The organism is Arsenophonus nasoniae DSM 15247 (assembly GCF_000429565.1).
GTDB lineage: Bacteria > Pseudomonadota > Gammaproteobacteria > Enterobacterales > Enterobacteriaceae > Arsenophonus > Arsenophonus nasoniae.
This window is the reverse complement of sequence record NZ_AUCC01000248.1, coordinates 1-1351: the sequence shown is the minus strand read 5'-3', so window position 1 is coordinate 1351 and position 1351 is coordinate 1. Positions and strand designations below refer to the sequence as shown.

1 protein-coding gene is annotated in these 1351 nt (G+C 33.8%); it reads right to left on the bottom strand.

Going from position 1 to position 1351, the window contains the following annotated elements; all coding sequences use genetic code 11:
* Positions 1 to 363: 363 nt before the first annotated feature.
* Positions 364 to 1119, bottom strand: coding sequence for a replication initiation protein (locus G468_RS21980; protein ID WP_162143449.1), 756 nt, complete (start codon positions 1117 to 1119; stop codon positions 364 to 366).
* Positions 1120 to 1351: the final 232 nt, after the last annotated feature.

The window sequence follows — 1351 nt, the reverse complement described above, 5'->3', positions numbered from 1 at the left end:
ATTTTCTCTAATAAAGTCACCATTTCAGGCGCATCTTTATTCAAACCGAGAAAATCTACCATTTTAGCGTTGGCCTTAATTTCCCCTTCACTATCCGCAAAACCACAAGGAACACCGCTACTCAAAAAGCATTTAATCAACTCGGATTTCATGCTGCACCTCCGATACTCAGAAGGTACTCACGCTGACGGGGTGTAAGATATTTTGATGTGTGAGCAAAGCTCAAAAGCTGCTCGATTGATATGCCGCACACTTTCATTATGCGTGCAATATGCGTACTATTTCGCATAGTCCGACTCCTAGTAGAGTTAGGCTTTGGATTAGCTCTACGGCAGTGCGTTCAACACTGACGTGGAGCGTTAACTAACAATTTTCATATTCATAGCTAATCATTATTTTATGAGCTTTTCTGCCTTTTCTTTCTAAGATTTTAACTTCTATTTTTTTAAACTCAGTAATATTTAATATTTTCTTTATAGCGCGATCTATAAACTGACTTTTTAAAAATTTGTAATTTTTATATGTCTCATGCTTTTCAATGCCAAGATCTTCTCTTAGTTTGTCAACTTCAATCTCAAAGTATCTTGATTTACCTGATGATATATTTTTTCTTAAGTACTGATAAAAATTACTAGCGTTTGTATCTGCAATACGAACAGAACTTAAAAGTACCTGTGTGGTAAAATCTTTTTCTATCATACATATGTAAGGCTCTACTTGCCTACTAAACCTAACTTGTACAATGGCTTCCATATCGATATAACTACAAGAATCAGTTATATGCAGCAAACGCATACCTCTCCATTGTTTCTCACTCTCAAGAAATTCACTTGGTCTTCTGGTAAAAGCTTTTAGTAGTTCACTTTGCGGAATTTTCAATGATTGTGCATGAAGTTGTTCTGCTCCTTTTTTTAGTTGTTCATATGCAGTATCTATATCGATGGAACACAATGCTGAATAATCTTTAGCCGAAATTTCAAAAATTTGTCCTTCTTTTATTAAACGTTTTGAGTCTATTTGCGCCATGATCAAAAATAGAATTCTTCTAGCAGCCAAAGGCATAGAAGCAAACGTTTTATTTATACCATTTCGATGTCTAATCTTTGTTTTTTTAGTCACATTAAGCACATTTATTTTTACCCTTAATGAACATAGTAAAACAAATTTATCATCATCAATAAAGGTTGTCAATAAAATAAAGATATCTATTATCTTTTTTACAAAGAAATCCTTTATGTGTATAAATAATTATTTCGCCTGTTACATGCTAACCTTTTCCCTGTTACATGCTAACCTTTCCCCTGTTACATGCTAACCTTTTCCCTGTTACATGCTAACCTTTTCCCTGTTA